The sequence below is a fragment of the Bacillus sp. NPDC060175 genome (genome assembly GCF_042728695.1).
Taxonomy (GTDB): Bacteria; Bacillota; Bacilli; order Bacillales; family Bacillaceae_G; genus Bacillus_A.
This window is the reverse complement of record NZ_JBHWYR010000002.1, coordinates 185,280-211,983: the sequence shown is the minus strand read 5'-3', so window position 1 is coordinate 211,983 and position 26,704 is coordinate 185,280. Positions and strand designations below refer to the sequence as shown.

Sequence of the window (26,704 nt, the reverse complement as noted above, 5' to 3'; positions counted from 1 at the left end):
ATATAAAGTAAATATTTATTTAACTATTAATAAATAACACTTTCCGTTTTCTAGATTTCTCAAAAACTCATAAATAAAATCCACTTGATCTAATCCATTATAGTCAAATACGTAAAAATCATAGATTAAATATGAACACTGATTTTAAAATGCCCTTTACAAGGGGTACAGATTAAAAAAGCATCGATGTTCGATGCTTTTTCTTTTATAACATTATGTTTCTTATGCCATACTGTAAGGAGAATATAGAATAGGGGTGAAATAATGGCTGTAAATGAAAAGGTAGAGTTAGCTACATTTGCTGGTGGGTGCTTCTGGTGCATGGTTTCGCCGTTTGAAGAGATGGAAGGGATTATACAGGTTGTTTCAGGCTATACAGGTGGCCATAAAGAGGATCCAACGTATAAAGAAGTATGCTCGGAAACAACTGGGCATTATGAAGCAGTACAAATTACATTTGATGCAAATAAAATGCCGTATGAAGAGTTGTTAAATATATATTGGAGACAAATTGACCCGACTGATATAGGGGGACAATTCCACGATCGTGGACAGTCTTATGAAACGGTGATTTTTTATCATAATGAGGAACAACATAAAAAGGCAGAGGCTTCAAAAGAAGAGCTCGAGAAAAGTGGGCATTTTTCGAAGCCAATTGCGACAAAAATATTGCCGGCTGCTACGTTTTATCCAGCTGAAGAATATCATCAAGGATATCATAAGAAAAATACATTCCGTTATGAGCTATACCGTAAAGGCTCAGGTCGTGATGCCTTCATTAAAAATCATTGGCCAAAGGACAACGCTCATTTAAAAGAAAGATTAAATGAGATGCAATTTTATGTAACACAGGAAAATGGGACAGAACCGCCATTTCGAAATGAGTATTGGAATCATAAAGAAGAGGGTTTATATGTAGATATCGTTTCGGGTGAACCATTATTTACTTCTTTCGATAAATTCGATAGTGGATGTGGATGGCCGAGTTTTACGAAACCAGTTATGTCAGCTAGTGTGGAAGAAAAAATGGATGTTAGCCATAATATGACGCGTACTGAAGTGAGAAGTAAGGCAGGGGATTCACATCTTGGGCATGTATTTTCAGATGGCCCAGGACCAAATGGCCTGCGTTATTGTATTAATTCAGCAGCTCTTCGTTTTATTCCAAAAGAAAATTTAGAAAAAGAAGGATATGGTGATTTCCTAATCCTGTTTGGAAATAAAAAATAACCTCGCTAATTGCGAGGTTATTTTTTTACTTTGCTTTTTTCTTTTTAAATTTGCTTAATGCTTCATAAACGATTGGTACGATAAGGAGTGTTAACAATGTGGAACTTGTTAATCCACCGATTACTGTTACGCCAAGTCCTTTAGAAATTAAGCCGCTACCTTCAAATCCTAATGCAAGCGGGATAAGAGCCCCGATTGTTGCAATTGCAGTCATTAAGATAGGACGCAGGCGTGTTGCACCAGCTTCTAATAATGCTTCACGTGTTGATAGGCCGTCATTTTCTTTATGAATAACACGGTCAATGAGCACGATTGCGTTCGTTACAACGATACCAATTAGCATAAGAGCCCCAATCATCGCAGATACACTTAACGTTTCGCCAGAGATTAATAAGGCAACAAGTGCACCAATGATTGTGAATGGTAGCGAGAATAAAATTGCGAATGGTGCAAGGGCACCGCCAAATGTAACAACAAGAACGAAGTATACAATGGCAATCGCAGCTAACATCGCTAAGCCAAGTTGTTTGAATGATTCTTGAATATCTTGTGTAACACCGCCCATAGAAACGTCTACACCAGAAGGAAGATCCATTTTATCTACTTCTTTTTGAACAGCGGCAGATGCTTTTGAAACATCATCAGATGCTAATTTCGCACTAACCGCCGCATAAACACGGCCATCACGATGTGTTACTGTGTTAGAAGTTTCACCTTCTTTTACAGTCATAACATCTTTAACAGCAACTTCATTACCAAGCGGTGTTGTAATTTTACGATTTGTTAAATCATCGATTGTTTCATAGTTTTGTTTTTCAGTTTCTACATATACATTTATATCTTTACTGTCTTTTTTAATTGTTGTTAGAACAGGGCGATCATGTTGATTCGAAAGTCCCATTCCAATTTGAGCAGCTGTTAAGCCCATTTTACTTAACTTCTCTTGATCAGCGACTAATGTGTATTCTGCATATGTTTTCGCAATACTAGAGTCTACGTCTTTTAAGTCTTTATTTTTCTTCATGATATTTTGAATGTCTTTAACGACAGGCTTGATTTCTTCAGAGCTATCTCCATAAACGTATAGCTTAATTTCGTTACTACCGCCACTTGCTCCGAAATCTTGGTTTTTCCATTCGCCTTTTCCAGACATCTTTTGTAAATCTTTAACGACTTGTTCTTTCTCTTTTTCGAAGTTTTTCGTATCGTTATCATATTGAACGAAGAACATTGCTTGATTTGTTTGACCAGGGCTCATTGGGTTTTCGCCGCCTAATGAGAATTGGATCGTTTTGACGTCTTTTTTGTCTTGGAAATGCTTTTCAGCCTTCGTTGCAATTTTTTCGACGTCTTCTAACGTTTGACCTGGTTCAGGTTTGTACGTTGCAATAATCATTTTCTCTTCTTCAGATGGTAAGAAGCTGACACCGATAATCGGTACAAGTGCAAGGCTACCCACTAATAGAAGAACAGCAATACTCGATGTAATAATTTTATGGTTTAACGCCCATTCAAGTATACGTTTATAACCGTTTGCTAATTTACTTGGTTTTTCTTCATGATGTACTTCTTTTTCTCTCATGCTCTCTTTCTTGAATAAGGAGTGAGCTAGCATTGGTACGATTGTAACAGCCACTAGTAACGATGCTAATAAGGCAAAGACGATAGTTAAGGCGAATGGTAAGAACATTTCACCAATCATACCTTTTACAAGTCCAAGCGGTAAGAATACAGCAATTGTTACAATGGTAGAAGACATGATCGGGATAAACATTTCTTTCGTAGCTTCACGAATTAAATCTTTCCCGCGTAGTTTTTCTTCTGATAACGACATACGTCGGTAAATATTTTCAATAACAACAATTGAATCATCGACAACACGTCCGATAGCGACCGTCATTGCTCCAAGTGTCATAATGTTAAGCGTAATATCCATTTGTTTTATTACTAAGACTGCAATTAATAAAGAAAGTGGTATAGAAACGACAGAGATTAGTGTTGTTCGGATATTTCGTAGGAACAACATAATAATAACAATCGCAAAGATAGCCCCGAAAATTGCTTTACTAAGCATTGTTTCAACTGATTTCTCAATAGGCGCACCTTGATCGAATGTTGAAATAATCTCTAAGTCTTTATATTTTTTCTCAAGGTCTTTTACTTTATCTTTAACTGCATTTACAACATCAACTGTATTCGCATCAGCAGCCTTCACAATTTGAATTCCGATTGCTTCTTTTCCATTTGTTCGAGAAATAGACTCAGCTTTTCCGACTTCTTTAATATCAGCAATGTCTTCTAATGTAACCGTTGGTATGCCGTTCATAGCGGCTGGATTCATCTGTGGTGCTTGTGTTCCGGTACCAGCGTTTTGATTACCTTGACCATTCGGTGATGGAGGGATAGCTGGAATCTTCAATTCTTTTAATGCTTTAATTGTTGTAATGTTACCATCGACAACAACTGATTTTTCCGTATCTTTAAATGTATATAAGCCAAGTGGTAGCGATACGTCCGAACCTTTAATAATATTTTTTACGGTATCTTCACTTAAACCTAATTCTTTCATCTTATCTTTTTTGAAGACAAGCTGTACTTCGTCTACTTGTTGACCTGCGATTTGAACAGATGCGACACCATCAAGTCCTTTTAATCCAGGAACAACATTTTTTTCTACATTTTCTGTTAAGGCAGCTAAAGATTCATTTTTACTCGCTACGCTTAATGAAATAACAGGAAAGGCATTAAAGTTTACTCGTGAGACTTTCGGGTCTTTCACACCTTCGGGCAGTTTCACGTTTGCGAGCGCTTCTTTAATTTCCGTTTCGGCTTTTTCCATATTTTTATCAAAATCATATTCTACCTGAATAGAAGATGCGTTTTGATAAGATGATGAACTAACAACGTTTACACCGCTTAAATTTTGGAGTTGCTCTTCCATTGGTTTTGAAATTTTATCAGCTACTTCTTCTGGTGTAGCACCAGGATAAACCGTAGTTACTGTTACAATAGGCGTTGTAATATCAGGAATTGTTTCTAACTTCATGTTCATCCCAGAATAAATGCCTGCAATGGTAACAATAATGGTTAGTAGCCAAACCGCGAACTTATTTTTTAACGAGAAATTAATGAGTTTGTTCATGTTTGCGCTCCCTTTTTATTGTATTGACCAACTGGTCAGTCTAATACATAATATAACTGACTGATTGGTCAGTCGTCAATGAAAAGAGATGGTATAATAAAGTGAAACTGTAAGGGGAGAGATTTTTTACTAGTCCTTACTCAATCATTAGCTTTTATTAATTGAGCTTCTATATAGATAGTAGGCCTCGAAAAGAATTTTGTCCCGCTAAATTTTTGGGTAGGGGTCTTGCTACTTGCTAATATAAAATTAAATTGAATTTAAATTTACATAAGATGCGAAATTAAGTTTAGGAGAGAAGATATGAAAGAAAAAGAGCGCTTAATTATAGAGATGGCTATGAAGTTATTTGCGACTAAGGGCGTAAATGCAACGTCAGTACAAGAAATTGTCACAGCTTGTGGTATATCAAAAGGGGCTTTTTATTTATATTTTAAATCGAAAGATGAGCTTTTATTAGCGACACTTCGATATTATTATGACAAAATCCAAAAGAAAATGCTGGATATTGAAAAAGAATCGTTATTACCACGTGAAAAATTTGAAAAACAATTGTATTGCCGGTTTACTGATATACGGAAGCATAAAGAATTTATTATTATGCATGCAAGGGAAAATGCGATTCCATTTAATAAAGAAGTAGAAGAGTTTATGATGCGGATGAAATTAGAATCTCACGCATTTTATCGGAATAGCTTACTGTCCATTTATGGTGACAAAGTCAGTCCATATTTATTAGATTTGGTAATTATGGTAGAAGGAATATGCCACGGTTATTTACAATTAATTATTTTAAATGCACCAGAAATTGATTTATTCTATGTTTCGACCTTTATTTTACAGAGGATAGATAATTTAGTAGAGGGGCTTCTAGAATCTTCGGAGGAACCTGTCCTACATGAAGAGAGACTAGGAGAATTTCTTTGTAGTTCCGAGCTTATTAAGGAACAGGTGAAGGAACATTTTCTAAGTGAAATTATTGTATTTAAACGAACATTAGCTGATCAATTAGAAAATGATGAGTTACTTGTAACTTTAGATGTTTTAGAAGCAGAAATGAGATTGCAAAATCCAAGAATTCCAGTCATTAGAGGTATGCTTGCTAATTTAGCGGTATATCCTGGTTTAAATGAGTTTCGATTGAGGCTTACGGCATACTATAATATAGAAAATCCTTGCATATAGAACGCAAGGATTTTCTATTATAATTAAGAATTATTTTGTGACCATTCTTCAACATTCCAAGTTTTTGTTATCCAGCCTTCATAAAATTCTGGTTCGTGACATACAAGAAGGATTGTCCCTTTATATGCCTTCAGAGCTTTTTGAAGTTCTTCTTTTGCTGTAACATCAAGATGGTTTGTTGGCTCATCAAATAGGATCCAGTTACTTTCTTCACCCATTAGCTTACATAAACGAACTTTTGCTTGTTCGCCACCACTTAATTGATTTAGCGGGCGAGAGATATGCTCATTTTTTAATCCGCATTTCGCTAACATTGCACGAACTTGATGTTGGTCCATGCTAGGGAATGTGTTCCAAACGTCATCAATTGGTGTTATATTGTCAGCTTTTACTTCTTGCTCGAAGTATGCAGGCTCTAAGAAGTCACCAAGACTTGTTTTACCGCTTAAAGGTTTAATTTTTCCTAAAATCGTTTTTAGTAATGTTGATTTACCAACACCGTTACATCCAACGATGGCAATTTTTTCACCACGTTCAATTGTCATTGATAGCTTTGGTAGTAATGGATGTGTATATCCAATTTCTACATCTTCGCCTTCAAAGACGAAACGGCTACTTGCACGACACTCTTTAAATGAGAATTCTGGCTTAATTGCTGTTTCCGGGCGATCAATACGCTCCATGCGATCAAGTTGTTTTTGACGACTTTTTGCACGACCTGTCGTTGAATAACGAGCTTTGTTCTTTGCAATAAAGTCTTCCTGCTTTTTAATAAACTCTTTCTGTTTTTCATAAGCATTTATATGTTGATTTTTATTAATTTCGGCTAACTCTAGGAATTTTTCGTATGTCGCTGTATAGCGCGTCATTTTTGTAAATTCTAGATGGAAAATAACATCAACGCATTTGTTCATAAATTCCGTATCATGAGAAATTAATAAGAATGCATGTGGATATTCTTTTAAATAATTCGTTAACCAATGAATATGTTCAACGTCTAAATAGTTAGTAGGCTCATCGAGTAATAACACTTCTGGTTGCTCAAGTAATAGCTTTGCAAGTAATACTTTTGTACGTTGTCCACCACTTAGTGCTGAAACATCACGATCTAAACCGATTGCATCAATTCCAAGACCTCTTGCTGCCTCTTCGATTTTCATATCTAGTAAATAGAAACCGCCTGCTTCGAGAGCATCTTGGATTTCTGCCATCTGCTCAAGAAGGTCCTCTAATTCTTCCGGTGTTGCAGTTCCCATTTTTTCTGCAACTTCATTTAAAGCTTTTTCTTTTTCAAATAAAGGTAAAAATGCGTCAGCTAATACATCACGAATTGTGCGACCAGGTGTTAAAATTGTATGCTGGTCTAAGTAACTGTAATTTGTACCAGGTGTCCATTCTACACGGCCTTCATCATGGATAAGTTGACCAGTAATAATATTCATAAATGTTGATTTACCAACACCGTTTGCACCGACTAATCCGACATGTTCTCCTGCTAGTAAACGCATGGATACATCTTTAAATAATGTGCGATCGCCAAATGTATGGCCTAGTTTTTCTACTGTTAATAAGCTCATAGTATCCTCCGTCCAACTTGAAATAGTACCTTGAATCATGATACTAAATTATTGAGTATAATGCTATCCTTTCAAAATGTATCTTTTTGTAAGAAACTCATTGTATTTTTTTGGGGAAAGGTTATAATATTAATTGAACAGTGGTCAATTAAATTGTGAGGTATGAAAAATGTCGCCAAGAAGGGCAGTTAAACAAGAATTAACGAGAGAAATGATTATGAATGTAGCAAGAGACTTATTTATAAAATTAGGTTATCAGCATACTTCAATGCGTAAAATTGCAACAGAACTAGGATATAGCCATGGTGCCATCTATTATCATTTTAAAAATAAAGCAGAGCTTTTCTATGCGATGGTAGAGCAAGATTTTCAATTACTAAATCAAAAATTAGATGAGATTAATGATCAAAATTTATCACAAGAGGAACAATTGAAAGCTGTTTTATTTGGTTTTATTGAATTTGGTTTGCAAAATCAAAGTCATTATGAAATCATGTTTTTAATTAGAGATGATGAGTTAAAAGAATGTTTAGCAGATGGCCCAAATGTTAGTTACGAAAAATTTGCTACTGTTGTATCTTCTTTGTGTAATGAGAAGGTAAATGTAATGACAATATGGTCTGTTTTTCTATCATTACATGGGTTTGTGGCACACTATTGTGGGAATGATCAAACATTTGAAGAAGTAAAAGGATTAGCTAAAGTACACGTGGAGTTTATTTCAAAATCACTTCTTATGTAAGTGATTTTCTTTTTAATATTAATTGAACATCGGTTAATTAATTTAGGGGGGATATATAATGAAAAAAGCTTTAGTGCTAGGAGCATCTGGATCAATGGGGTATGCAATTGTAAAAGAATTATGTAGCAGAGGAATTCATGTAGTGGCCTTTGCAAGGAATAAAGAGAAATTAGAGATATTATTTTCTGGAGAAGAAAATGTGAAAGTTGTAGCGGGAGATGTATTTATACAGGAGGATATAATGGAAGCTGCGAAAGGCGTTGATATTATATTTCATGCTGTAAACATTCCATATTCAGATTGGGAGAAGAAGCAACCAAAATTATTAAAAAATATATTAGAAGTAGCAAGGTATTACGACAGTAAGTTAGGGATAGTTGATAATATTTATGCGTATGGGAGGCAAGGGGAAGAACCTGTAGTGGAAGAAGTTAAAAAGGCACCACATACGAAGAAAGGTAAAATTCGGTTACAGCTAGAAATGATGGCAAAACAAGCTCGTGTAAAAATGTTTATTGCTCACTTTCCAGATTTCTATGGTCCGAATGCAGAAAGCACGCTTGTTCATCATACTTTAAAAGGTGTACTTGCAAATAAGTTATCAAGTTTTGTTGGGGATAAAAAGATTGCACGTGAGTATATTTTCACGCCAGACGGTGCAAAAGCAATGATTGAATTAGCTTTACGTGATGAGGCCTATGGACAAAATTGGAACATACCGGGTTATGGTGTCATTACAGGTGAAGAGATGATTCAACATATACAAGAATTAACGGGATATACAAAACCAGTAATGACAGTAAAAAAAGGTATGATAAATTTAATCGGACTATTTGATAAGCAGATGAAAGAATTTGTGGAAATGCTATATTTGACAGAAAATCCTGTTGTATTAAGCGGAGAGAAATATGAGAGGTATATTGGGAATATACCAAAAACTTCTTATTATAATGGGCTAAAAGAAACGATTATATCTATGCAACATAAAGGTGTATAAATATTAGTATATAAAAAAAGTTACTTCTGTAGATAGAAATAACTTTTTTTATATTACGCTTTTTGCTTGACCTCACTAACCTTCTTTTCAGCTACAATAAAATGTGGTCTACGTTTCGTTTCATAATAAATGCGACCGATGTATTCACCCATAACACCTAGGAAAATGAGTTGAATACCACCAATAAATAATATAGCGGAAATTAAAGTGAAGTATCCTGGGACTTCAACACCACCAACAATAATTTGAATAAATGTAGTAATTACGTATAAAATCCCTAAAATAGTTGTTAATAATCCAAGATATATGGATAGTCTTAATGGTTTATTATTGAATGAGATAACACCATCTATTCCGTAATTTAACAATTTAGAAAAAGTCCATTTACTTTCTCCATCAGAACGTAATACATTTTCATATCCAATAATTAGTTCATTAAATCCAATCCAGGAGAATAAACCTTTTGAGAAGCGATTGTATTCGCTTAAAGATAATAGAGAATCAACAGCTCTTCTACTTAAAAGTCTAAAATCTCCAATGCCGTCTACTAGTTCAATATCTACAAACTTATTCATCACTTTATAGTATAGACGAGAAACGAAAGAGCGAACGGGTGAATCACCTGTTCTTGTTCTTTTTGCAATAACTTGGTCGTAACCTTCGTTATATCCTTCTAACATTTCTTTTATTAGTGTAGGAGGATGTTGCAAATCGGCGTCCATAATAACAACTGCATCACCTGTAGCGTATTTTAAACCAGCTAACATAGCGGCTTCTTTGCCGAAATTCCGACTAAATGATATATAATGAACAGCTGCATCTGAATTTGCCAAATCACGTAGAATATTTAATGTATCATCTTTACTACCATCATTTACAAAAACAAATTCATAATCGGTAGTTAATTTATGAATTTCTAGAGAAGTCTCTGAATAAAAGGCTCGAAGCATCTTTTCTTCATTGTAGCATGGTACGATTATTGAAAGAGTCATTTTTGACCCTCCTTGTTTATAATGGTTAAAACGTTATTTAATATTTTTCATGAAGCTATCCGCTTTGGATAGCTTCATGATTTATTGAGTGCTCATTGCTGCTTTTTAAAAGACAATTTTCGGCGTCCTTTTTGATTTGTAAAAACTAGTAAGGCTACACAAATAATTAGTGAAATAATTGATATAATCATACCTAATTTAAAGTAAGGTGTAACATAAGTCATTTCGATTACATGTGCTCCTTTTGTAATTGGGACGCCAATAAAGGCAGAATTTGCTTTCGTGAATTCTGTTTCTTTTCCATCAACTTTTATAGTCCAACCTTTACTATATGGAACAGATAAATATAGTAATCCATCTTTTTTTGAGTTGATTTCACCTTTTAAATAGTTGTTTTTATAATAAATATTTTGAAGTCTATTTTCAGTTAGTTTTTTTGTTTCTTTTTGTACACCTTCGTAATTTACGATATTTGCTTGTAAGTCTTCAAGTTCGTATTCACCTGGTGCATCAATAGAAATAGTTAGTTGGTCTGGACGATCGTCTTTACCTAAATTATAAACAAATCTTTCTAAAGGATATGAGTATGCACCAGTGTCTTCACCTTTCCCCATATCTTTCCCGTTAACTACTGCATGGAATGAACCTTTATTTTTTATCTTTAATTCTACAATTAAATCTCCAGGAGTATTAGGATAATTTATAGGTACAATCATATTTCCATTGCCATGGACAATGAGTTTATTATTCTCTTTTTCCATATTTTCTAGTTGTACTTTTTCCATTTTGATAGATACCGCTTTTGAATTAAGGTTCTTTTTATCAAAATGAGTTAATGAAAAGTCTTTTCCATTATTAACGACTACAGCATGTAATAATAATTGGTCACGCTGAGCGAAGTTTAATTTAGAAAATTCTTCTTCACTTATACCAGAATCATATACATACCCTAACGGTAAAGCATAGTCATTTTTGTAAATATTATACGGTCCTACTTGTTTTAATAGTTTATATCCATATGGAATATTTTTTTGATTTGTATCAGCGCTTAGTACGCGATATTTTACACCTAACATATTTTCAAGTAGTAGTCGACTATCAACTTGGAAGAACATCGAAGGAGTGTCGAACCCTTGGAATACGTTGTATTTATTTTTCATAAAGTCATGAACATAATAATTAATCAAGCTTTGGTACGTACTTGTACCATGATAACCTTGTAACATTGGTGTGTTATGGGCGCTACCTGGGTTAAGAATACGATAAAAGTCTTTATCATATTCTTGTATATAACGAATGGCAGCAATCTCATCTTTGTTATCATAGCCAGATACATGTAAAGCTTCTTTTGTAGCATTGCTTTGTCCGAAAACGGTACTAAGTATATTATTAGCATACATGTAATTCATGGAAATTGTACTAACGAGTACGTTCACTACAACTAAAAATTGTATGAAAGGTTTAGAAAGATAACGCCATAAACATACTGTAATGAGAGAAAGAACGATAGTTCCGATTAAAATATTGTCAACTACCTGTAAAGGTTTATCACTTACATTTATATTTACTTTTCTATAAAATGCATAAAGGAATAATCCTATTGATACTAATGAACTCATTATATAAGGTAATTTATGTTCTTTCTTATGAACAATCATCCAATCTAAGATGTATGCTATAGTTTGAGCAATTACAAATACAAATAAATAAAGCCATCTATATTGCATTGCTGAGAAACCATTAAATACAGAGTATGTATACGGAAGCATAAACAGAATGAACATGAAAAATGTAAAGAGTACTTTATTTTTAACAAGTTTATCACGTATAAACATTCCAAATATGATTAGGAATAAAATTAAAGCTGGTAAAGCTAATTGATGATTTTCAGCATCATATACGAAGAAGATAGTTTCCATTAGATCTTTATAAAATGTATCTTCAAAGAATAAAGGTATATCAAATTTCTTCGTTAACCGATCCGCACTAAATACCGCATTGACTGATGGAATAAAGCAAACTGCAGCCAAGCCAAGTGATAGACCGTATAATAATCCAATTTTAATATAATAGGCTAGAAAAGAGACGATTGTTTTATTTTGCTGTGTGGCAAAGTATTGGAAAAATGCGTAAATGAAAATGAAAATACTTGTGATAAAAGCAAAATAAAAGTTCGATGCTAACATTAAAGTAGCAGCTACTAAGAAAAGTCCACGTTTCTTTTCTATAATATATTTATCAAGTCCCCATATTACTAATGGTAAAAATACGATGGCATCAGCCATGAAATCCCAAAGTAATGAATGGCGCATAAAAGTAATACATCCACCATACATAATAGCAGCAATAAAAGATGAGAAGACTGTTTTATTATGATAACGTAAAGAACCATACATGAATAACATAGCTAAAAAGTTTTTTAAAATACTCATGTATAATTTCATATCATAGATTTGTTCAATATTTAATTTAGGAAGTAACAGCGTAATCCAGAAGAACGGTGCTGTACTGTAATAATAACTAAACTCTCCAAATAAATCTCCACCTAATCCATAATCAAAAGACCAAAAAAGATTACCATCTTTAAAGGCATGTTGCAGGAGAAATGTAAAGAAACCAAATTGGCTTAATGCATCACCTGTACCAGAAAAGATTTGATTAGATGTTAAAAAGAAATAATGAAAAGCAAAAGCACACAATAATAATATCGGAATAATCATTATAGTTTTCTTTGAGAAAATCTTATTGTTCGGCTTTATGCTCATAAAAATTTATAATCCTCCTTTGAAAGTTGTTACATATAAAAACACACCAATTATAAAGGTGTGTTTTTTAGTTTTAGCATAAAAAAATATATATTTTTGTTGTATCATATATATTTTACAAGCATTGAATTTCATAGTTCACTTGTAATTTAGTATAAAGCATTCTCAGAAAGTAAGTCAATTTGACATGGAATATATAGCATTTTTAACCACTGAAAATTCGAGAATAATGAAGTGCAGTCTTCAGAGTTTATGTTCTGTAAATGATGGTATATAAAAAGCCAAAAGCTTTTCCATTCTTAATAGGAAAAGCTTTTGGCTTTTAAGCGTTTTTACGAACTAATTTTTTATTTACAAATCCTAAAATCAACCCGCGTATTTGTGGATCAATTGCAAGGCCAATAATACCGTATAATATACCAGTAAGTGTTAGAGCTACCAGTGGTGGTAAGTTAATTAATACTGTGCGGTATAGGGCGTAACTGATTATAAATGCTAGTGTATTAAATACAATCCCTTTGAATAGTAAAGTAAATCCTTTACGAACGAATAAAGTAAATCCGATTAATAAAGTAACCTCAGTAATGATAGCAGCTCCCGCAGCTCCCATCATTCCAAATTGGCTACCTAATACGATGTAACTTATGATGGCAACGGCCAATCCAATTCCCATCGTTGTCGCACGCTTCCACTGTTGACCAACTGTTGTTAAATTATCAGCAAGTGGATAGTTGATAGATTGTAAAATGACCATAAAGGCTAAAATTGCAAGGGCATCACCAGCTAATGCATATTTTTCACCTAATAAAGTTACAATCCAAAAACTTGGATCGGCGATAAATGGGATAGAAATTCCCATTCCTAAGAAAGACATAAGTTTTAATTCGAACTGAGATAGTTTTCTATGTTCATCAATATTCTTTTCATTTCCAAAGGCAAACAATTTTGGATAAAAGGCTGCTGCAATTACACCGGGTATTTGATAAAGTACAGCAGGTATTTTAGAGGCGGCCCCAAAGAATCCAACTTGCTCATTCGTTGAAACTTTTTGTAATATAATGGGACCTAACTGTGGCAAGAGCATAATGATAACGCCATTGATTGTGAAAATAAGTAATTGATCTAAAATGCCTTTATCCCAGCCCTTATGAATTGTTGTATAGCGGATTGTCATTATAAAGGCAATGACTCCTGTTACAAGGCTAGATATTCCGTACATGGCAGCGACCATCATAAGTGACCACTTAAATGACATCCCTAGCAGAAGAGCAGCTGCGGCTGTAACACCTTGTAGTACAGAAATAATCGCTGTAAATTGCATGCGTTCTGTTACTTGGAAGTAAGCCATCCCAACCCCTTGTAAAGTGGCTCCAAACATGGTTGGTAGTACGACCCAATATACCATCGCACGTAAGTAAGCATCAGTGTAGAAGAACTGAGCGAAAATAGCGAAGAGCACAGAAATTACGATAGCTAATACTAACCGAATACGTAAATAACTACTTATTAATACGCTAATGTTAGCGTCGCCTCTCGTTCCTTCACGCATAAACGTATGTGTCAAACCTGCATCTGTAAAATAACAAATAACAGCGGAAACTGCTAATGCAGCTGTAAACATCCCATACTCACCTGGTGAAACATATCTTGCAAAGAGAATGGTGGCAATAGCAAGTACAAATCGAACAGTAATATTTCCTACAAATAGGTAGGAGGCGTTTTTAAGGATTTTATTTGTTTTCATGGAACAAGACCTTTCTATTTTTCAGGACGCACTTCGTCCTATTTGTAAATTTGATTTGTTTACGGAAAGAATGTTTAGAAGCTTATTTTTTATTTAAGAAAACATAAACTTGATTCGTACAAACCAAAGCATCGCGTATAACTTCTTGCTTCGCTTTCCGTTTTTTGGATAAATTTTGCGACAATATTTCTTTATATCGCTTTTGATTAGTTGAACTTGTGATTTGTCTAATTTAGAGTTGCCCTTAATGTATATACAAGCGTTATTAATGACCGTATATGGGAATAGGTAAGTTTCAAGGATTTCAAGAAGTTCTGTAGAATCATTCACGATTAAGTCTTGTGATTTATTATGAACCCAATCTTTCATTCGATTAAACACTTCTAATTCTTTTGTTGTTTTTAATTCATAATCTTTATACTTTGAAGAAAGATTTCCTTCTGATAAGATTCGGTAATATGTCAAATATTCATCTACATAGCATACGTTTGTTACACTCATTAATTTAAATAGAAATTCTAAGTCTTCTCCCCAGCTACACCCTGGTGTGAAACGAATGTTATGATCCAGCACGATAGATCTTTTGAAAATCCAAGTACTTGTTTGCGCAACAACTTGATGCGTTAAGAAAGCTTTTGTCATATCACCTTTAATAAAGCTTGTTGTATGCTCAACCTTTTCACCTGTTTCTTCGTGGAAATTCATATAACCACAATAGCACGCGTTCATGTTGTTTTTATGCATACTCTCGATTTGTTTCTCAATTTTAGTTGGATGCCATAAGTCGTCACTATCAAGGAAAGCGACGTATTCTCCGCTAGCATTTTCAATCCCTGTATTACGGGCTACTGAAACACCTTGGTTTTTTTGGTGAACGTATTTTACTTGACCTGGATATTCTTCTGCAAAATCTTTTACGATAGAAGGTGATTGATCTTTACTTCCATCATCTACAATTACAATTTCAATGTTTTTATATGTTTGATCTAGTATTGACTGCATCGTTTCTTCAATATATTTTTCTGTGTTATACAGGGGTATGACAACAGAAACAAGTTGTTTTTGTTCCATCATAGAATTTTTATCTCCTCAAATTTTTTATGTCTTGCACCATATATACAAGCCTTTTGAAAGGAAGAAGATTACAAGAACATCTGTATCAGTTTAACGCATATAAACTTTGTAAATCAACTTTCTATTGTTGTACTTTGTATAGAAAGTATTTATTATAGAATGTATCGTCTTGTAAAAATATAGAAATGTAATTTGAAAATTATGTATCCGAAGGGAGAAGATGAGATGTTAGGGCGATTTACTCGCAAATCTAATATAATCCTTTTAGGGATTATTATGATAGTCGGTTTTGCACTTCGTTTTGCAACTTTACAAACACATGGTGCAGATTTGACTATAGCTAGCGATGATATAGGTTATCAAAAAACGGCAACTATTTTATTGGAAACAGGAATGTTAACATATCATGAGCCGGATAAACCAACTATTCATATTATGCCAGGTTTTCCAGCGTTTTTAGCTACTGTATTTTACTTTTTTGGAAATGGTAATGAAGGCCTTTTTGTAGCTAAATTAATTATTATCCTATTAGGGGTACTTAGTATTTTACTAACTTATAAGATTGGTACTTATTTATTGAATCCCGCTGCAGGATTAATAGGTGCTTTCTTATTAGCTGTGTATCCTCCAGAGATTGTTATGGAAAATTTAACTTTAACAGAAGGACCGTTTTTATTCTTTTCATTGGGATTATTATATTGGAGCTTAAAATTAGCTGATACTCATAAAACGAAACATTTTCTAATTGTATTAATTTTCTACTTTTTAGCATTGTACTTACGCGTACAAGTTGCTTTATATCCAATACCATTATTTATATATCTCTTAATGAAGCGCTATCCATTCCGCGTTATGATGAAGCAAGCGATTATAAGTATAGGAATAGGACTTATCGTACTTGGACCATGGTGGGCCCGCAATTACATTCAATTTGATAAATTTATTCCACTAACTGCTGGGGCAGGGAATCCGTTATTACTTGGAACGTATCAAGGGAAAGGTTACCCAGAAGGTAAGAATATGGCAGAACTTGAAATAGAATTACACGCAAAGTACCCTAACCTGGAAGCACATGAATTTATGGAATTAGAAGAAAAAATAGCGAAAGATAAAATGAAAGAATGGTGGAAAACAGATAAGAATTCCATGATAGAGAGTTATTTAATCTTGAAGCCAGAAATTATGTGGAAAAAACCGTATTATTCTATAGAGCATAATATTGAAGTATTCAATGTTTCTGCAAAGGATATGAATGAAATACATAATTTTATTAAGACGATGTTCTTAATATGTACAATACTTTCATTTATCTTCCTTTTAAAAAGGTGGAGAGAGACTACATTTTTATGGTCAATCCTTTTACTGCAAACAGCTTTAACATGCTTTTATGCTGCATATGAAAGATATGCATTACCATTAATCCCATACTTATTTATTATAATTGGAGTAGGGACCGTGGCAACGGTTATGAAAATTAGTAAACTATTAACTAGAAACAAATAGTTTGAAATGAAAAGCCCCTTGATTCTTAGAAGAATTAAGGGGCTTTTTGCATATATTAGTATTTAAATAGAAAAAATTATTCGTTATCTGTTTCAGTTTGCGTTACGTTTAATTTTTGCTTTAATAATGCATAATCTTGCGTTAATGTTACAAGTTGATGGTGTAGCTTAGAAATTTTTCTTGTTAGGTCAAAAATTAAGATGAAACAGAATAATAATCCAAATAAGAATAAAATGGATGGTGGATATTCTACTTTTAATAGTTTTCCAATCCAATTTATAATTTTATCAGTAGAACTTAAAATAGCCATTGCAACACAAACAAAAATCCACAAAATAGCATATTTTGTTTCTAAAGTCCCACGACGAATAGAATTAATAATTAAGAAGAATAATAACAAAATGAAGATGAATGAAAAGGTAATTATATGCATTCACTATCAACCTTTCACGATTTTTTGCATCAATATAGCAAGGCTTACTTTAACCATGTAATATGCAGATTTAAGAGGTGTGATGGAAGATTGTCCACCTTGTCGCTCTTGCATATTTACAGATATCTCATTAATGCGAAGTTTTTTCTTTTTTAAATGAATAAGGACTTCTGGCTCTGGATAATCTTTTGGATAATTGTGTGCAAAAATCTTAATTACTTCTCGATTGATAGCACGATATCCAGAAGTTGGATCCATAAATGTTTGTTTCGTTAACACTTTCAATAGGGCAGTAAAATAAAAAATACCGATTCTTCTTGAAATACTACCTTTATAAGCTGTTTTTTCTGTAAAGCGTGAACCTAGCACCATATCGCATTGGCCTTCAGCAATAGGCTGTATAATTTTGTATAAATCATCCGGATTATGTTGTCCATCAGCATCGAACTGAATCGCAATATCATATCCATTCTCATATGCATATTTATAGCCAGTTTGTACAGCTGAACCGATGCCCAGATTATATGGTAAATTAATAAGATGAACAGGGAAATTTTTTACGATTTGAGCTGTTTTATCTTGTGAACCATCATTAATAACGCAAATGCTTAATTTTGTAAAATGTTGTTTTAGTTCTAATAATCTTGTTAATGTATCTGCAATTGCTTCTTCCTCATTATATGCTGGAATAATAATTAACGTTTTTGGTATTGAAATTGGTACCTCGATAGACATTATCGCACCACCCCTTACATATTTAACTACAGTATGGTTATTTTTAAACAACTGTACTTAATATACCATTAATAGTATAAGGAAATAAAGGAAAAACTGATGGGTGACTTTAGGAGGGGCCACTGAATATAAAGGCAAGAGATAATATTTTTTATAATAAAAAATACATGCAAGGAAGAGCCCGTGCATGTATGATGAGAAGATTATGTTAAATATTCCAAGGCTTACTTAAAGTTAAAACTTCAGCCATCTCTTTACTTTTTAAACGTCCCTTTTTTCGATTTTCCGCGCGTTCTAAACCGGTTGTGTGTAACCAATGTTCTTCCTTAGTTTCAGGGAGTACTTGTGGTACGGACGAAGGCTTTCCATCTTTTATTGCCACAAATGTAATGAAGCAAGTAGCAGCAATTCTACGTTCGCCTGCTAATAAATTCTCTGCAATTACTTTTACGAAAACTTCCATTGAAGATTTCCCTGTATAGCATACAAATGCTTCATAACAAACAGAATCTGCTTGGTGAATTGGAGTTAAAAAATCAACGGAATCGATAGATGCTGTTACGCAATGTTTGCGGCTATGTCTCGCAGCTGCAATTGAAGCAATACTATCAATTTCTGCTAATAATTTTCCCCCGAAAAGTGTTTGGTGATTATTTAAATCGTTCGGAAAAACACGTGTTGTTTTAATTGCTTTTGATTCTCGCATGAATTTCTTTTCCATATATTCAGCCCCTATAGTCTGTTTTCAATCAGAATGAAATGTGTAAGTGGAATACTCATCTTAGATACTTAATGAAGTAAAGTGTATTCTAAAAGATGATTAGTTAAACTTCTGTATTTGTATTCATGTAACTGAAAGAAAATTTATTTTATCTAAAATGTAGTGTAAAAGAGGATTCGCTTACATTGCAAGTGAAAAAGTAATGACCATGTATTTGTCATAGAAATTCCCTGTTAACCTTGTGCCTATTCATGATAGAATCGTTTTGTTATGAATGGAAATAGAGGTGCAATGGACATATGAATCATATACAAACAAATTTCTCATCTTTCTTCAGTAAAATAATGATTGGTGCGATGCTCGCATTTTTTGTCTATAGTTGTTGGTCGGCTTTTGAAACAAGTAAGCAATTTTTTGAGGGAAGTACAACAAGTATAACAATCGTATTAGTGATTTTTGTTATTCTTATTTTGTTAGTAGCATCAATTTTGCAATATCGTTTTACAGATAAACAATTTCTTGTTTTTCTTATAAGCATGTCTATAGTTGTAAGACTTATCACAGTTCTATTTGTAGATGGTCCAATGATAGGTGATATGAAAGCTATGTATGAGTCTGCAAAGCAGATTGCAATTGGCAATAATATAGGGCATGTAGCACAGTTACCTTTTATTATTTATGAATCGATCATCATTCGTATATTTGGTGATACGGTATTCGCTTTACAACTATTTAATATTTTATTTTGTACAGGAACTGCATTTTTCATTTATCGCATTGCGTCAATGGTCTTTGGTGAAGAGTGTGGTCGTATTGCATCAATATTTTACGCTTTATATATTCCAAATATATTTATGAGTTCTGTATTAACGGCGGAATCACTCGCAATATTTTTATTTTATTGTGCTTGTTACATATTTTTATATAAGGGATTAGACCATCCTTATATGTGGGTAATTTCAGCTGTTTTATTTGCATTTAGCAATATGATTTTTCCGATGGGGTTATTTTTACCTATTTTTATAGCTGCATATGTGCTGTTAATTGAAGTGTTTCAATCAGGGGCGAAACAAAAATTACTATTAAAAATGATAGGATTCCTTATTGTATTTTATAGTACTCATTTTGGTGTGAGTTATGGTATCAAGATGATGGGAATGTCACAGTATACAATTTCTAATGAGACTTATGTTCAAACTGTTTTAATTGGAAAAAGTCAAAGTGAAGAAAAAATATCCAAAAATCAAAGTGTAAAAGAGCATATTGATCAAGAGTTGAAAGAAATTGAAGAAGAAAGATTAAAACCCTTAAAACCGGTTATTAACAAATTTTCAGATGAGGGAACAAACTCTATTCTATTTAAAAGTGAAAAGCTTATATATATAGTGGTGACATTGTTTATGGCCATAGCTTTATTACATTTTCTAATCAAGAAACAACAAAATGAAGGATATATGTTGTTTGTATTATTAATTACTGGCTACATATTGTTAAGGCTCTTTCAAGTAGAGGTGGCATATTATAATGTTATTATGCCAGCTTTGTTTATTGTACAAAGCTTTGGTGTTTATATGAGTTATTTTTATTGCCAAAAAATCTTTTTCAGAAAATAAAAGAATCCATTTCGGATTCTTTTTTTGTAGATGGATGATAAGGATGAATACAAAGTGGAGATGAAGAATCTCCACTTTGTATCGATTCGCCTTACCGGTTTAGTTCTAGTTGTAAATTATCCGCTGTTAAGGCCATTTTCGAGGAATCGTCTTGAATGCTCTTCATTACTTGTGAAATAGTTTCTAATTCATTTTCAATTTTTTTATTTTGTTCTTTAGAGTTAGACATATCTTTTACGATTTCTTGGAAATATTGGTCTGTCGCATGCATACTATCTGTCCCTTCAGATACGAGAGAGCTTATTTGTTCCACGGAAGAAGAGACGTGTATAATTTGTTCATTAGTTTTTTCAACGAGTTTTGTAACGTTGGAAATTGATTCTTTCGTTTGCTCTGATAACTTTCGGATTTCTCCTGCTACGACTGAAAAACCTTTACCAAATTCGCCAGCACGTGCAGATTCAATAGCAGCATTTAATGCTAGTAAATTTGTTTGCTCAGCAATTGATTTTACAATATCAATGATTTCGTTAATTTTGTTAGAAATATCAAGAAGTTCACGAGTATCAGTAATGATAGTTTCCATATTCGTTTGGATGCTTTCCATTCGTTTGTTTTGCAGATTTAATTGTTCTTTGCCTTTATTGGCCTTTTCTTCTGATGTCGTAGCTAATGATGTACCTGTTTTTGCAATTCCTACGATACTTTCTGATTTAGATGTTAACTGTTGAATAGAAGAGCTTGTTTTTTCAGATACTGCCGCTAGTTCTGTTGCAATATGTGTAATCGTCATAGCTGTCAGTTCTTTTTCTTTTTCATGTTCTTTTTGGATTCTTTCATATTCGGATTCATAAGCTGCAATAACAAGTTCTTGTTCTAATGTGAATAATTTATTTATTACGTTTATAGAATAAGAAAAATCGTCTATCGTTGAAATTTTCGTTTGCAAAATCTTCATGACGGAGCGGAATAATTCTTGATAAGCAGCAGTATACCATTTTCTATGTAAACCAATTTGTACGTGCCTTTTTGCAATTCTAACACGTTGTTCAATAAAATCTTCATTCATATTCCCGCTGAACAATTCTTTAATATGTGTCTTTAAAGTTTGTTTTAATTTGGGAATAGAGCTGTAGCGTTCAATAACAGCAATTAAATTAGGTTGTTTTGTGATGTTGGTGTAGAATTTTTCTGTGATCCAATCTATTTCCTCATAAATAAACGGCTGTAATACTTTCACAATTTGTAAATCTTCCTTTGAAATATGTAGCATATCCATTTGAGTTTTTAGTTCAGAATTAGCAGGCACGTTAAATATGATTTGTTGGCCTTTGCTTAATTCAATTATACTGGTGTTTGTTTTATTTTTTTTAAAAACCCCAATCATCATTCTTCCCCCTGTTTATAAAACGTTTTCATTTCTTTATTCTAATGTAATTATATATTTTTATATACAATTACTCTATAGTATATGGAATTGTATATAAATTAAGAGAATTCTATGTAGAATTCTCTTAATGGCCTTTATTAATTTTTGCATGTGTTTTAAAGAAAACGGGGAAATGTACATTATATATTACGGTGACTACACGAATAACGAATGTTATTAATAAACAAACATAGAAAGCTAATACGTGTGCCCCCATTGCATGTGTAATTAAGAAACTAACTGCTCCTAAAATAGAAGCAATTGCATATATCTCCTTTCGGAATACATACGGGATATCTTGAGCGCAAATGTCACGTAAAATACCGCCCCCAATACCTGTAATAACTCCCATCGAAACGACTAAAAACGAGGCGTCAACATGATGTGACATTGCTGCATTTGCACCAATAGCTGTAAATACACCTAAACCAACAGCATCAGAAAGCATAATAACAACTTGAAGTTTATTGATGCGCTCAAAAAACATACATGTGAATAATGCTGATAGTACACTTACGAAAAAGTAAATTGGTTTTACAAATGCGACAGGAGGCAGGTTACCAATCATAATATCACGAATAATACCGCCGCCGAGCGCAGTAGCTACAGCTAAACAAAGGACACCAAATAAATCTAGATCTTTTTTCAAACCAACTAATGTACCAGAAATGGCAGCGGCGATAATGCCAAGAAACGTAAATATATCGATTAATAACATGGCTTTAATTCCTTCCTCTTAAAGATGTTCCAGAGAAAAAATATACACTAAAGTTTTGGAAATAACAATTACTTTTCGCTACATGTAGAAAAACGGATGAAATACATAAAGAAAGCGTTTGAAAGTGTTTAGAAAGTAGCAATTGATTAAATTGAAAAAAGTGCGGAAAGATTAATTTTGTAGTTTTTACCGTGGATTAGTTGAAGGGTGTTACAAATGGAATAATTTATATATTATTATAAAATGATAAGAAGTGTTTTATTGTTGTCAAAAGTGAGTCAAGGTGTGCTAGATAGTTTTTATTGGAGCAGGGAAGGATAGTTAAAGGACAATGTTTTCTGTTATTAATAATGCTTGATTTGACTTGTTTAGGCATAAAAAATAGTTCTCAATTTAAATATGAGTTATGTTATAATTGCTAGGTGTGTTTAAACGATAGAAAACTATGATTAAAAGATAATGTAAAGATTTTGTATGGAGGTCTTGGAATGTTAGCAAATCAAGCTAGGGTTAGATTTGAGCATTTTTTGCTCTTTTTTATTATTTTACAGCCTGTTTTGGATTTATTAACCTCTCTTAGCATTGAGTTATTAAAAGTAAATGCGACAGTTGGAATTATGGTGAGATTCCTCATTATGGCAATGGCTGGTATTTATATTTTAATTCAGGCAAAAGAAAGAGAAAATAGGAAGTTTTTGATTTATCTTGTATTACTAGGAGCTATATTAGGAATAGGATTTATTAATAACAAGTTAATCAAGAGTCCTATTGTAATCGCAGAAGAAGTTAAATTCATTGGAAAAGCATTGTATATATATATTATGCTTGCCTCATACATTTTAGCTTTAAAATCACTGAAGAAGACAGTAAATATTAGCGATAAAGTTAGAAATAACATTGTGTATTCAACATTAATTATTAATGCTATTATGGTTATTTCTATTACAACTTCTACAGACTTTGGAAGTTATGAGTGGATGAAAGTTGGTTCCCGAGGATGGTTCTATGCAGGTAATGAACTAGGGTCAATCTTAGCTATTATTTTCCCTATTGTGGTACTATATTCTATTCAAAAAACAAAGAGCGTGAAACACGTTTTATATTGGATTCCATCACTTTTAATGATTTACTCGTTAATTCAAGTTGGTACGAAAGTAGGGATGGGCTCAATTGGTGCTACGTTAGCAGCAGCAATCGGGATTATCGTACTACAATTATTATTTGATAGAAGAAATTCAAACAAAAAGTCTCTTGTACTTAATGGATTAATTGCTATTGTCCTATTAGCTGGTGTTGTCGGAACGTTTAGAATGACGCCATTAGCACAAAATATGGGTATTCATAACAACTATTTATCAGAACAAAATGTAGCGCAGCAAGGTCAAAAAGAAAAAGAAATTAAAGAGAAAATTAAAAAAGAAGAAAAACAACATAAAGTTGAGAAACAAGAAGAAAAGGCGAAGGTAGAAGCTGAAGTTAAGAAAGAGCTTGAGAAAGAGCAAAAGAAAGAAAATCAAGAAAATCTTATTTTCAGTGGACGTCAAGTATATGAAGAGAGACATAAGCAGTTCTTTAAAGAAGCGCCGATGTCACAGAAACTGTTAGGGATGGGTTACGCAGGTAACTATAAATATAATGAACAAAAGCAGCCAGATCCGAAGCTAATTGAAATGGACTTCCATGATTGGTTTTATGATTTTGGAATTATTGGCTTTGCATTACTAATGATTCCATTTATTTATTATGGCTTAAGAATTCTGCTAGCATTTATTACAAGATTTAAAGAGATATTTAATATAAAATATGGAATGATTACAGCAAGCTTAGTATTAGCACTAGGTATTGCATATATCGCAGGACATATTTTGACGGCACCAGGAGTTGGGATTTACTTTGTAGTGTTGTTAGCTTATCTAATTGTAGACTTAGAAATTGAATGATAAAAATAAAAGCTAACTTTTGTTAGCTTTTATTTTTTAGTACAGTAAAATAAAGATAGATGGAAATGTAGCGAGGATTTAAAGGAGGAAAAAATATGAGGATATTGCATATGAATGCAGGAGCAGAAGATGGTGGAGGAAAAACACATATTATTTCACTTCTCGATCAGTTCCCAACTGGTGAAGTAGAATTAGCAGTATTTGAGGATGGAATTGTTGCGAAAGAAGCAAGAGAGCTAGGAATAAAAGTTCATGTGTTTTCACAAAAATCTCGCTATGATTTATCCATTTTAAAGAACATAAGTGAATTCATTAATAAAGAAAAATTTGATGTAGTTCATACACACGGTCCTAGGGCGAATTTCTTTGTTTCTCTAATGAAGAAGAAATTCGCGGCAAAATGGGTAACGACAATTCATAGTGATCCATTTCAAGACTTTACTAAACAAGGATTAAAAGGCTGGATTTTTACTAAGTTAAATTTGAAAGCTTTAAAAAATATAGATTTATTTTTTGTTGTAACGAATAGGTTGAAAAAAAGCTTAGCGGCATTAGGTATTTCAAATGAAAAGATGCATGTTATTTATAACGGGATTGAATATGATCAGGAAAAAGCAGATGGCTATAATAAAAAGGAAATGTTTAATATTGACGAAGATGTGTTTACGGCAATCCAAGTAGCGCGTCTGCATCCTGTTAAAGGACATGAAGTTTTATTCGATGCGTTACAACAAACGAAATTGGAAAAAATTAAAGTGTTATTAGTTGGTGATGGGCCGTTAGAAAGAGAACTAAAGGCATTAGCTACTGAAAAAGGGATTAATGATAAAGTTGAATTTTTAGGGCATCGTCAAGATGTGAAACAATTATTTGCTTCATCACATGTCAATTTGTTAACTTCCCATAGCGAAGGATTTCCATTAGTTTTATTAGAAGCGGCAAATCAACGTGTACCATCAATTGTGACTAGAGCAGGAGAAATCGAACCGTTAATTGCAGATGAAACTTATGGATGGATTGTACCAACTGATGATGGCAAGGCATTGGCATCGGCATTAGAAGAGGCGTATGACAAGTGGAAAACTGGAGAGTTATCAGTAATGGGCAAGCATATTTATGAGCATGCTACTATGAACTTCTCACTTCAAAAATTATATGAAGATACGAAAGAAACATATAAGCAATTAATAGAAAAAAACCTTTAATGATAGAGAGGATAGTTAAATATGGCAGTACAAACGGTTGATATTCTAGGTGTTCCTTTCTCTACAATGACAATGGATGAAACGATCCAACATTTAAAGAAGCAACTAGAATTAGAGCAAGCTCATACTTTTCAGGTGGTAACAGCAAATCCTGAAATTGTTATGTGCGCAAAAAAGGATGAAAAATTCCATAAAATATTATTAAATACAGATTTAATTACACCTGATGGTATTGGGGTTGTAAAAGCAAGTGGTATGCTTGGTACACCTTTAAAAGAGCGGGTAGCGGGATTTGATTTAATGAGCAATTTATTTGCAAAGTTATCAGAAGAGAATAAATCAGTATCTGTTTTCTTATTAGGTGCAAAACCACATGTTGTACAAGCCGCGGCTAATCATTTAACGAAGACATATTCGGCTGTATCTATCGTGGGTACTCAAGATGGATATTTTAAACAGGAAGAAGAAGAGAATATTGTTTCACGTATTCAAGAGGCAAAACCAGACCTATTACTTGTTGCACTTGGCTTCCCAAGGCAAGAAAACTTTATCCAAAACAATAAGCATCGTTTAGAAACGAAAATGGCTGTTGGAGTAGGCGGTAGTTTAGATGTGTGGGCTGGAGAGGTAAAGCGTGCACCAAAGTGGATACAAACTATTCATTTAGAGTGGTTTTACAGATTATGTAGTAATCCAACACGCTGGCGTCGTCAGTTAGTACTAGCCGAGTTTTTAAAAGAAGTAATGCGTTCAAAAAAGTAGCGGAACATCGCTACTTTTTTTTATTTGTTTATTTTTGATAAAGTGAAACTTTAATCAGTGGGGGTTGTTCATCCCCCACTGATTATTAGCCCGCACCAATCGGGCATTTACGGGCAGCGGGTTCCCAACTAACTTCTTTGCTCCAGCTGGATTTTGAGGTGGGAGTTCTACTGCCCACAAATAGCGGGATAAACATT

The 26,704-nt window shown here is 33.3% G+C and carries 20 protein-coding genes and 2 pseudogenes; 10 read left to right on the top strand and 12 right to left on the bottom strand.

From position 1 onward, the window contains the following. Positions 1 to 264: 264 nt before the first annotated feature. A pseudogene (msrA, locus tag ACFWDE_RS02235) lies at positions 265 to 732 on the top strand (peptide-methionine (S)-S-oxide reductase MsrA); the annotation flags it as partial. A 45-nt stretch (positions 733 to 777) separates the two neighbouring features. Then, positions 778 to 1,230 carry a peptide-methionine (R)-S-oxide reductase MsrB gene (gene msrB / locus ACFWDE_RS02230; RefSeq protein WP_377889742.1) on the top strand — a complete coding sequence of 151 codons (453 nt, stop codon included), beginning with the start codon at positions 778 to 780 and terminating at the stop codon, positions 1,228 to 1,230. A 25-nt stretch (positions 1,231 to 1,255) separates the two neighbouring features. On the opposite strand, the gene ACFWDE_RS02225 is transcribed toward msrB, so the two are convergent. Beyond that, positions 1,256 to 4,372, bottom strand: coding sequence for an efflux RND transporter permease subunit (locus tag ACFWDE_RS02225; RefSeq protein WP_377889736.1), 3,117 nt, complete (start codon positions 4,370 to 4,372; stop codon positions 1,256 to 1,258). Between the two features lie 303 nt (positions 4,373 to 4,675). Between ACFWDE_RS02225 and ACFWDE_RS02220 the strand changes: the two genes are divergently transcribed. Continuing rightward, positions 4,676 to 5,557: a TetR/AcrR family transcriptional regulator gene (locus ACFWDE_RS02220; protein WP_377889734.1), complete on the top strand. Its 882-nt coding sequence runs from the start codon at positions 4,676 to 4,678 to the stop codon at positions 5,555 to 5,557. A gap of 23 nt (positions 5,558 to 5,580) precedes the next feature. Here ACFWDE_RS02220 and ACFWDE_RS02215 read toward each other — a convergent pair whose 3' ends face one another. Further along, positions 5,581 to 7,134 (bottom strand): ABC-F family ATP-binding cassette domain-containing protein, encoded by a 1,554-nt coding sequence (locus ACFWDE_RS02215; RefSeq protein ID WP_002089888.1) that lies wholly within the window; start codon positions 7,132 to 7,134, stop codon positions 5,581 to 5,583. A 169-nt stretch (positions 7,135 to 7,303) separates the two neighbouring features. On the opposite strand from ACFWDE_RS02215, the gene ACFWDE_RS02210 reads away from it, so the two are divergent. Both ACFWDE_RS02210 and ACFWDE_RS02205 read left to right on the top strand, forming a co-directional pair. Further along, positions 7,304 to 7,876, top strand: coding sequence for a TetR/AcrR family transcriptional regulator (locus ACFWDE_RS02210; protein WP_377889731.1), 573 nt, complete (start codon positions 7,304 to 7,306; stop codon positions 7,874 to 7,876). Positions 7,877 to 7,934: 58 nt separating this feature from the next. Next, positions 7,935 to 8,873: an SDR family NAD(P)-dependent oxidoreductase gene (locus tag ACFWDE_RS02205; RefSeq protein WP_377889729.1), complete on the top strand. Its 939-nt coding sequence runs from the start codon at positions 7,935 to 7,937 to the stop codon at positions 8,871 to 8,873. Between the two features lie 53 nt (positions 8,874 to 8,926). On the opposite strand, the gene ACFWDE_RS02200 is transcribed toward ACFWDE_RS02205, so the two are convergent. The 4 genes from ACFWDE_RS02200 to ACFWDE_RS02185 all read right to left on the bottom strand — a co-directional run bounded on the left by ACFWDE_RS02200 (position 8,927) and on the right by ACFWDE_RS02185 (position 15,448). Then, positions 8,927 to 9,865 (bottom strand): glycosyltransferase family 2 protein, encoded by a 939-nt coding sequence (locus ACFWDE_RS02200; RefSeq protein WP_377889727.1) that lies wholly within the window; start codon positions 9,863 to 9,865, stop codon positions 8,927 to 8,929. A 92-nt stretch (positions 9,866 to 9,957) separates the two neighbouring features. Then, a complete protein-coding gene (locus ACFWDE_RS02195; protein ID WP_377889725.1) occupies positions 9,958 to 12,630 on the bottom strand; it encodes a YfhO family protein in 2,673 nt (890 codons plus the stop codon). 322 nt (positions 12,631 to 12,952) lie between these two features. Beyond that, positions 12,953 to 14,374 carry an oligosaccharide flippase family protein gene (locus ACFWDE_RS02190; protein WP_377889723.1) on the bottom strand — a complete coding sequence of 474 codons (1,422 nt, stop codon included), beginning with the start codon at positions 14,372 to 14,374 and terminating at the stop codon, positions 12,953 to 12,955. A 93-nt stretch (positions 14,375 to 14,467) separates the two neighbouring features. Beyond that, positions 14,468 to 15,448, bottom strand: a complete 981-nt coding sequence (locus ACFWDE_RS02185) for a glycosyltransferase family 2 protein (protein ID WP_002144626.1) — start codon at positions 15,446 to 15,448, stop codon at positions 14,468 to 14,470. Positions 15,449 to 15,673: 225 nt separating this feature from the next. On the opposite strand from ACFWDE_RS02185, the gene ACFWDE_RS02180 reads away from it, so the two are divergent. After that, entirely contained in the window at positions 15,674 to 16,951 is a 1,278-nt protein-coding gene (locus tag ACFWDE_RS02180) for a glycosyltransferase family 39 protein (RefSeq protein ID WP_002144627.1), read from the top strand. A 76-nt stretch (positions 16,952 to 17,027) separates the two neighbouring features. On the opposite strand, the gene ACFWDE_RS02175 is transcribed toward ACFWDE_RS02180, so the two are convergent. The 3 genes from ACFWDE_RS02175 to ACFWDE_RS02165 all read right to left on the bottom strand — a co-directional run bounded on the left by ACFWDE_RS02175 (position 17,028) and on the right by ACFWDE_RS02165 (position 18,840). Further along, positions 17,028 to 17,384, bottom strand: a complete 357-nt coding sequence (locus ACFWDE_RS02175; protein WP_070145695.1) for a DUF2304 domain-containing protein — start codon at positions 17,382 to 17,384, stop codon at positions 17,028 to 17,030. A gap of 6 nt (positions 17,385 to 17,390) precedes the next feature. Continuing rightward, positions 17,391 to 18,119 carry a glycosyltransferase family 2 protein gene (locus tag ACFWDE_RS02170; RefSeq protein ID WP_002144629.1) on the bottom strand — a complete coding sequence of 243 codons (729 nt, stop codon included), beginning with the start codon at positions 18,117 to 18,119 and terminating at the stop codon, positions 17,391 to 17,393. A 208-nt stretch (positions 18,120 to 18,327) separates the two neighbouring features. Then, positions 18,328 to 18,840, bottom strand: coding sequence for an acyl-CoA thioesterase (locus ACFWDE_RS02165; protein ID WP_002144630.1), 513 nt, complete (start codon positions 18,838 to 18,840; stop codon positions 18,328 to 18,330). Between the two features lie 299 nt (positions 18,841 to 19,139). On the opposite strand from ACFWDE_RS02165, the gene ACFWDE_RS02160 reads away from it, so the two are divergent. Further along, on the top strand, positions 19,140 to 20,453 hold the full coding sequence (locus ACFWDE_RS02160; protein ID WP_377889719.1) for an ArnT family glycosyltransferase: 1,314 nt from the start codon (positions 19,140 to 19,142) through the stop codon (positions 20,451 to 20,453). A gap of 91 nt (positions 20,454 to 20,544) precedes the next feature. Here the strand turns inward: ACFWDE_RS02160 and ACFWDE_RS02155 are convergent, their stop codons facing one another. From ACFWDE_RS02155 to ACFWDE_RS02145, 3 genes and pseudogenes are all read right to left on the bottom strand, one after another. After that, positions 20,545 to 21,351: a methyl-accepting chemotaxis protein gene (locus tag ACFWDE_RS02155; protein WP_377889740.1), complete on the bottom strand. Its 807-nt coding sequence runs from the start codon at positions 21,349 to 21,351 to the stop codon at positions 20,545 to 20,547. Beyond that, positions 21,346 to 21,726, bottom strand: a pseudogene (locus ACFWDE_RS02150) (protoglobin family protein); the annotation flags it as partial. The gene ACFWDE_RS02155 and the pseudogene ACFWDE_RS02150, both read right to left, overlap by 6 nt. 241 nt (positions 21,727 to 21,967) lie before the next feature. After that, positions 21,968 to 22,600 (bottom strand): trimeric intracellular cation channel family protein, encoded by a 633-nt coding sequence (locus tag ACFWDE_RS02145; RefSeq protein ID WP_000924380.1) that lies wholly within the window; start codon positions 22,598 to 22,600, stop codon positions 21,968 to 21,970. A 488-nt stretch (positions 22,601 to 23,088) separates the two neighbouring features. Between ACFWDE_RS02145 and ACFWDE_RS02140 the strand changes: the two genes are divergently transcribed. The 3 genes from ACFWDE_RS02140 (at position 23,089) to ACFWDE_RS02130 (ending at position 26,507) form a co-directional block, all read left to right on the top strand. Beyond that, positions 23,089 to 24,540 carry an O-antigen ligase family protein gene (locus ACFWDE_RS02140; RefSeq protein ID WP_377889716.1) on the top strand — a complete coding sequence of 484 codons (1,452 nt, stop codon included), beginning with the start codon at positions 23,089 to 23,091 and terminating at the stop codon, positions 24,538 to 24,540. 95 nt (positions 24,541 to 24,635) lie between these two features. Further along, positions 24,636 to 25,745: a glycosyltransferase family 4 protein gene (locus ACFWDE_RS02135; protein WP_377889714.1), complete on the top strand. Its 1,110-nt coding sequence runs from the start codon at positions 24,636 to 24,638 to the stop codon at positions 25,743 to 25,745. A gap of 21 nt (positions 25,746 to 25,766) precedes the next feature. Further along, positions 25,767 to 26,507: a WecB/TagA/CpsF family glycosyltransferase gene (locus ACFWDE_RS02130; RefSeq protein WP_377889712.1), complete on the top strand. Its 741-nt coding sequence runs from the start codon at positions 25,767 to 25,769 to the stop codon at positions 26,505 to 26,507. Positions 26,508 to 26,704: the final 197 nt, after the last annotated feature.

Coding starts and splice junctions, on each gene's coding strand:
- ACFWDE_RS02160 (WP_377889719.1), top strand. CDS start 19,140: ATGAATCATATACAAACAAATTTCTCATCTTTCTTCAGTAAAATAATG.
- ACFWDE_RS02195 (WP_377889725.1), bottom strand. CDS start 12,630: ATGAGCATAAAGCCGAACAATAAGATTTTCTCAAAGAAAACTATAATG.
- ACFWDE_RS02165 (WP_002144630.1), bottom strand. CDS start 18,840: ATGGAAAAGAAATTCATGCGAGAATCAAAAGCAATTAAAACAACACGT.
- ACFWDE_RS02180 (WP_002144627.1), top strand. CDS start 15,674: ATGTTAGGGCGATTTACTCGCAAATCTAATATAATCCTTTTAGGGATT.
- ACFWDE_RS02135 (WP_377889714.1), top strand. CDS start 24,636: ATGAGGATATTGCATATGAATGCAGGAGCAGAAGATGGTGGAGGAAAA.
- ACFWDE_RS02140 (WP_377889716.1), top strand. CDS start 23,089: ATGTTAGCAAATCAAGCTAGGGTTAGATTTGAGCATTTTTTGCTCTTT.
- ACFWDE_RS02190 (WP_377889723.1), bottom strand. CDS start 14,374: ATGAAAACAAATAAAATCCTTAAAAACGCCTCCTACCTATTTGTAGGA.
- ACFWDE_RS02210 (WP_377889731.1), top strand. CDS start 7,304: ATGTCGCCAAGAAGGGCAGTTAAACAAGAATTAACGAGAGAAATGATT.
- ACFWDE_RS02200 (WP_377889727.1), bottom strand. CDS start 9,865: ATGACTCTTTCAATAATCGTACCATGCTACAATGAAGAAAAGATGCTT.
- ACFWDE_RS02130 (WP_377889712.1), top strand. CDS start 25,767: ATGGCAGTACAAACGGTTGATATTCTAGGTGTTCCTTTCTCTACAATG.
- ACFWDE_RS02145 (WP_000924380.1), bottom strand. CDS start 22,600: ATGTTATTAATCGATATATTTACGTTTCTTGGCATTATCGCCGCTGCC.
- ACFWDE_RS02205 (WP_377889729.1), top strand. CDS start 7,935: ATGAAAAAAGCTTTAGTGCTAGGAGCATCTGGATCAATGGGGTATGCA.
- ACFWDE_RS02185 (WP_002144626.1), bottom strand. CDS start 15,448: ATGATGGAACAAAAACAACTTGTTTCTGTTGTCATACCCCTGTATAAC.
- ACFWDE_RS02175 (WP_070145695.1), bottom strand. CDS start 17,384: ATGCATATAATTACCTTTTCATTCATCTTCATTTTGTTATTATTCTTC.
- ACFWDE_RS02215 (WP_002089888.1), bottom strand. CDS start 7,134: ATGAGCTTATTAACAGTAGAAAAACTAGGCCATACATTTGGCGATCGC.
- ACFWDE_RS02170 (WP_002144629.1), bottom strand. CDS start 18,119: ATGTCTATCGAGGTACCAATTTCAATACCAAAAACGTTAATTATTATT.
- ACFWDE_RS02220 (WP_377889734.1), top strand. CDS start 4,676: ATGAAAGAAAAAGAGCGCTTAATTATAGAGATGGCTATGAAGTTATTT.
- ACFWDE_RS02225 (WP_377889736.1), bottom strand. CDS start 4,372: ATGAACAAACTCATTAATTTCTCGTTAAAAAATAAGTTCGCGGTTTGG.